The organism is Mycobacterium asiaticum (assembly GCF_001673315.1).
In the GTDB taxonomy this organism is placed as follows: Bacteria; Actinomycetota; Actinomycetes; order Mycobacteriales; family Mycobacteriaceae; genus Mycobacterium; species Mycobacterium asiaticum_B.
Genome location: NZ_LZLQ01000105.1, coordinates 1 through 6,027 on the forward strand (window position 1 = coordinate 1; position 6,027 = coordinate 6,027).

At 60.7% G+C, this 6,027-nt stretch carries 6 protein-coding genes; 4 read left to right on the plus strand and 2 right to left on the minus strand.

Annotated features, from left to right (window positions below):
- Positions 1-129: 129 nt before the first annotated feature.
- Positions 130-1,224, minus strand: a complete 1,095-nt coding sequence (locus A5636_RS16515; RefSeq protein ID WP_065159723.1) for an IS481 family transposase — start codon at positions 1,222-1,224, stop codon at positions 130-132.
- Positions 1,225-1,421: 197 nt separating this feature from the next.
- Here A5636_RS16515 and A5636_RS16520 point away from each other — a divergent pair, with 197 nt between their 5' ends.
- The 4 genes from A5636_RS16520 (at position 1,422) to A5636_RS16535 (ending at position 5,171) form a co-directional block, all read left to right on the plus strand.
- Positions 1,422-2,609, plus strand: coding sequence for an IS481 family transposase (locus tag A5636_RS16520; RefSeq protein ID WP_065159724.1), 1,188 nt, complete (start codon positions 1,422-1,424; stop codon positions 2,607-2,609).
- A 362-nt stretch (positions 2,610-2,971) separates the two neighbouring features.
- On the plus strand, positions 2,972-3,781 hold the full coding sequence (locus A5636_RS16525) for a TIGR04255 family protein (RefSeq protein WP_065159725.1): 810 nt from the start codon (positions 2,972-2,974) through the stop codon (positions 3,779-3,781).
- 208 nt (positions 3,782-3,989) lie between these two features.
- Positions 3,990-4,439 (plus strand): hypothetical protein, encoded by a 450-nt coding sequence (locus tag A5636_RS16530; RefSeq protein WP_155763851.1) that lies wholly within the window; start codon positions 3,990-3,992, stop codon positions 4,437-4,439.
- 3 nt (positions 4,440-4,442) lie between these two features.
- Complete coding sequence (locus tag A5636_RS16535; RefSeq protein WP_065159726.1) at positions 4,443-5,171, plus strand: hypothetical protein; 729 nt, start codon at positions 4,443-4,445, stop codon at positions 5,169-5,171.
- A gap of 644 nt (positions 5,172-5,815) precedes the next feature.
- Here the strand turns inward: A5636_RS16535 and A5636_RS16540 are convergent.
- A partial coding sequence (locus A5636_RS16540; protein WP_216638844.1) for an excisionase family DNA-binding protein occupies positions 5,816-6,027 on the minus strand: 212 nt, incomplete at its 5' end.

Consider the following 6,027-nt stretch of genomic DNA (forward strand, 5'->3'; position numbering starts at 1 on the left):
ACACCAGCTGAAACTGGCCGACCGCCTATTCCGATGTCTTGAGACACCCCATTCCTATGTCCTGAAACACCACACTGCCGGGGGCACCAGTGTGATGTCTCAAGACATACGCATAGCCCGAACCCTCGTTTAGGGTTCGGGTTTTTTCTTTGGGCGTCCGGCGGGGACTCCGCGGGGTTGGTAGTCCCTGGTGGGGTCGAGGGTTAGCTGGCGGAGGAGTTCGCCGGTGGCGGCGTTGATGATTCTGATGTCGAGGTGTTGGACGAGGACTAGTACGTGGGTTCGGGCGTGGGTGCGGCCGACGCCGATGTGGTGCAGGCGTCCGGCGTGGCGCAAGGTGAGTTTTGCGTAGTGGTCGATGCGGTCGCGGCGTACGCGGTGGTGGTTGTATTCGTTGAGGAATTCGTCGAGTTGGGTTTGCAGCTGGGTGAGGGTGGTGGCGCGGGGTTGGCCGGTGAGCCATTTTTTGAGGGTTTGGTGGAAGCGTTCGACTTTGCCGCAGGTGGTGGGGTGGTTGGGGGTGGAGTTGATTTGGGTCACGCCTAGGCGGTGTAGTTCGGTCTCTAGGTGGTTGCGGCCGCCGCGTCCGCCGGCGAGGCGGGTGGTGAAGACCATGCCGTTGTCGGTCAGTGTTGAGGCCGGAATGCCGTGTAGTTCATAGGCTTTGCGGAAGGCGGCCAAGACGATGGGTCCGGTGACGCGGTGGTGTGCGGTGACCGACAGGGCGTAGCGGGAGTGGTCGTCGATGAAACACAGGATCTCGGTGTGGGTGGTCCCGGCGATCCACCAGTGGGTGAAGTCGGCTTGCCAGCGTTCGTTGGGCAGTTCGGCGGCGAACCGGATGTAGGAGGCTTTGGGTCGTTTGGCCGGGGCGGCTTCGATTAAACCTGCAGCGTGCAGGTGACGGCTGATCGAGGCCACCGACACGCGTCGGCCGTGGTGCTGGGCGAGGTGCCAGGCGATGGTGTGTGGCCCGTTGTCGAGGCCTTTGCTGGTCAGTTTCTCGCGCAGCTCGAGGATCAGATCGATCGTGGTTTGAGCCAGCCTGGCCGGTGTGGTGTGCGGGCGTCGTGATCTGGGCTCGAACGCCGCCTGACCTTCGGCTCGATAGCGTGCGACCAGCCGCGAAATCCAAGGCTGGGAAACCCCGTAATCACGGGCGACCTCAGATTGGCTGCGACCCTCGATGACAACAGCGGTGATGACCAAGCGAGCCTTCGACACCCACTGAAAGTCGCGCCATCAACCTATGCCGATGTGTTGCGACACCCTATGCGTATGTCCTGAAACACCACACTGCCGGGGGCACCAGCGTCGTGTATTGCGTCGGTTGATGCGTGACATTTCGTCTTCGGGTGATGCCTGACAGTGTTTCGGCTGATGCGTGACAGTTGTTTCGGTTGATTCGTGACACTCCTTCGATGAGGGAGTTGAGCGTGGCTGAGCAGAGGTATCAGGCCGTGATGGCGGTGATCGGCGATGGATTGTCGGTGTCGCAGGCGGCGGAGAAGGCGGGGGTGGCGCGTCAGACGCTGCACCGCTGGTTGGCCCGGTATGAGGCCGAGGGCCTCGAGGGGCTCAGGGATCGGTCGCATCGGCCGGTGTCGTGTCCGCATCAGATGCCCGCGCCGGTGGAGGCGGCGGTGCTGGAGTTGCGGCGGTCGCGCCCGTATTGGGGTCCGCGGCGGTTGGTGTTCGAGTTGGCCAAACGACGCGTCGCTGCGGTGCCCTCGGAGTCGGCGGTATATCGGGCGTTGCTGCGTGCGGGGATGATCGATCCCGCGGATCGGGATCGGCGTTCGCGGAAGTGGAAGCGCTGGGAACGCGGTGCGCCGATGGAGTTATGGCAGATGGATGTCGTCGGCGGTTTCCCGCTGGCCGATGGGACCAGCGCGAAAGCGTTGACCGGGATTGATGACCACTCGCGGATGTGCGTATGTGCACGGTTGATGGCTCGTGAGCGCACGCGGGCGGTCTGCGATGGGCTGCGGGCTGCGCTGGCGACCTATGGGCTGCCGCAGCAGATCCTGACCGATAACGGCAAGGTGTTCACCGGCCGGTTTCATCATCCGCCCGTGGAGGTGCTCTTTGATGCGATCTGCCGCGAGAACGGTATCGAGCATCTGTTGACTCAGCCCCGGTCTCCGACCACGACCGGCAAGATTGAGCGGTTCCATCGCAGTCTGCGCGCTGAATTCCTCAGCGATACAGCCGCTTTCCCGAATCTGAAGGCAGCCCAGCGGGCTCTGGACGAGTGGGTCGCCTACTACAACAACGAGCGGCCCCATCAGGCGTTGCAGATGACCACTCCCGCGCAGCGGTTTACCTGCGGCGGCGCCGCAGCCACGCCGTCAGCACCGACAGATACCCGGGCTGAGCGCGTCGGCGAGGACTGGGTCAGCCGACGTGTGACGACCAACGGGGTGGTCAGTGTGGCCTGGCAGCAGGTCTGTGTGGGCGCCCACTACGCCGGATCCCGCTGCGACATCCACGTCGACGGCGACCTGCTGCGGTTCTGGATCGGCGATCATTTAGTCAAGACCGCCGCGCGCACCCACCGCGGCGAGGTAAGAAACAAACGGGCCTTCCGCACCCGCGAACAGGCCTAACCCATAACCCCGAGTGTCACGGATCAACCGAGATAGAAATGTCACCCATCAACCGACTCTGAACAGGGGCACCAGCGTCGCCGCAGTTCAGAGGCACTTTTCGAGGTCCCATCGCAATGCCCATACCCCCGGCATGACCTTCATATGCAATGAGCCGGCGGCGCAGCAAATCAGCAAAAACAGCCGCCGGGTTCTGCGCAGCGGCTCTTCCGGAGATCAGCGCTACCGAGCAGGGCCTTTCTGACGGGTCAGGCTAGCGGCGGAAATGCAACATCCATCAATCCATGCATCGGCGAGAGATCGGGGTTTCATGGCCACGCCATGGTTGCTGTTTTGGTTGTAGTTTTGGTATCCTTTGAAGGATGACCGAGGACGAGGTTTATCCAAACGCGCCTGTCGTCCTGGTTACCATGGAGATCCGCCATCCTCCGGCAGGCCCGCTGACCAGTTCGGAGAATCGTGCGTTGAAGCGACTCCTCGCGGAGCGACTTCCGATCGAACGGCCTGGCCAAAATGTCCACTTCGAGATGGTGGCTCCCCCCGCGCAGCCAACCGCCACGATCGAACGTTTTCCTCGATTCCTGAACCGAGAAAGCAACGTTGCCACAGCCATCCGCGAGCAATCGACGATCGTCGAGACTAGCGCCTACAAGGGCTGGCAATCTTTCCTCGAGCTTTTATGGCTGGTACTCGAAGCACGCGTGCAGGTGTCGCCGATCGCTGGGATCGAGAGGGTCGGGCTTCGGTACGTAGACGAGGTTCGCGTCCCTGAAGCCGCTGCGGTCGTTGGCAATTGGGGCGATTGGGTCGATACGTCGTTGCTCGGCCCGAAAGCCGACACGTCCACCGATTCCGGTCTCGAACTGATGGAGCTACAGGGTGCAGCAATGTACCGGTGCCCTCGACCTGGGCAGTCATTAGTTCTCCGCTACGGCCCCCGCGATGGTTATGCGGTCGACCCAGATTCCGATTTGCGTCGAGTAAAGACGGTCGGCCCAGGTCCGTTTTTTCTCATGGATATCGATAGTTTTTGGGTACCCGATGGACCAATCCCCGAATTTGAAAAGGATTATCTGAACTCACTTTATGACGATCTACACCGCCCTGTTCGCACCCTCTTCGAAGACTTAATCACCGACCGTTACAGAAATGAGGTACTTCGCAATGGTTAGAACAACGGGACGCTACCATGACCTGTTATGGGGCGATGACGACTTGGGCACCGCTGGAACAGGCATAACACCACCGCATAGGCCAACCACAACCCGGTCGACGGCCCTGCTCCTAACGGAGGACGCTCATGACCTCCGAAAGCGTGTCCGGAACCTAGCTGTCGACGTCGGTCAAACGCACCAGAAGACTTACCAGCACGAATGGCAGGTGCTCACACAACAACGGGCGCTATCCAGCCCTGCCACGATGCTGAGCGACCTTGCCGACCTTGGCTTCAGTTGGCGTGACATTGCGAAGATGGTGGGAGTCAGCGTCGCCGCTATTCAGAAATGGCGGAAAGGCGACAACGTCACGGGGTCGAATCGGCATAAGCTCGCCAGTTTAGTCGCCGCTTGCGACTTCATTATTGCGCATTTCCATGCCGAAGATGTAGCTCAGTGGTTTGAAACACCCATAATTGACGGCGCTCCAATAACCCCAATAGACATTTGGTCCGAGGGAAATCATTTAGTGCTGTTCGAATATGCTACGCAACATATTACGCCCGAGCAGGCGATGAACGAATTCCGGCCGGATTGGCGGGAAAGTTTCCGCAGCAACTGGGAGGTCTTCGAGGCCGACGACGGAAACCTATCGATTCGAGCTAAAGGTCAGTAGCGAGTGGCGGACAACCTCGAGGCACCCGGGACCGATGACGCGCCCGATTGGGCGAGCATCTATCGCGCCCGGGGATACGAGGTCGTCCCCCACCGGCCAATCTTCACTGGAGACATCTTTTGCGGCGTCCAGCTCGCCACAGAATCCAAGCCGAAAACGCTGATAATCCTTCAGCATCCATGCGCCATCAGGACGGACGGCGTGACACTAGTGCCCCGGATACTGGTCGCCGAGGTCCAAAAGGCAGCAATTCTGACACCGTCCAAGTGGGCTTCAGGGCATTTCAAACAGATGCCGCTTGCGGACTTGATTCCTGGCACTGAAGACAAAGCCTCGCAGCACTACTCGGCCATGCTCCACATGCCCCATCTCGCGACGCCGGCAGAATTGCAAGCCGCGACCCGCATCGCGTGCATGTCGCAGACAGGCGTTAACCTTCTTCTGCAGCGTTGGGTCCATCACAACAGCAGAGCCATTGTGGCGACGCATCTATACCAAGAGGTAAGCAGCGCCCAGTTCGAAGAGGCTGACATTACCGAAGACTGGTGTATCGACCGCGAAGAAGACGGCGTTGACATCGCCACTGCGACAACCCAAATCGACGCATGGCTATCGAGTGCGACCGACGATGGCTCGACGCACCGAGATTTGCTCAAAAACCCGCAGAAGCGAAGCCACGTCCGAAAAGCGATGCGGAGCCATCTTCAAAATATGCGCGACGTGGGCGAGTAACCGCCCGCGGCCTAGTAGGCAATTAGTGCATCCAGAGACCCGCCAATGGGATGCAAGCAACCTTGCGCTTGTGTAGTAGGCGGTATCGCGCGCGGCGCGGCCAACTCGGCGCTGCAGATCAAGCGCCCATTTGTCGTTCTGCGGGACTTTGTCTGCGGCATCGTCGTGTGCAACGGCTATACTGGAACGTGGATTGTGGTGGTGCGCAATTTCCTTGGGTGAGGGGTCCGGTTCCGCTTCGGCGGCCGGGCCTTTCGTATTGACAGGGGTAATCATCGGTGGTGAATTCCTTCGGGGATGAGGTTGCAACCAGGGGCCGAAGGTCGTTGCGATAGGGCTTATTTGAGATCGGGGCATTCCCTTGCACGCCGCCGGCAGAGTCAGCTACGCCGCCAACGCCAGCGGCCACTCCGAGGGCCATCGGCGTCATATTTCACGCCAGGGACCTCACCCCGCTTGCAGGCGTCGATGAAATTCCGACTGTGTCCCCATGCCGACATTCACGGGCGGACTGACCGGTGCTGCAGCCGGTTTGGGGCGGTTAATGTTGCGTAGCAGCCCACGCGGGCGGCGCCGGTAGGTCGCCCGTTTGACAGCGTGGCACCACTGTAACGCTTCGGATTCCGGTGGTTCGGTGGCGGCTGTCATGCGGCACCAGCGCTGCCAAGGGGGTGGCCGACCTTTTCGAGGTCGTCGGCGTAGATGCGGATGAGCCGCGGGCCAAACCTGTGTGCTGGCAATTGCCCTGAGGCGATCATTCGGCGAATCGTCTGCAGATTGCAGCGCTTGCGTGCCGCAGCCTCTTTGAGGGTGATTTCTTCGCGGTAAGTCACGGAAGCACGCTCCGAATGGTCAG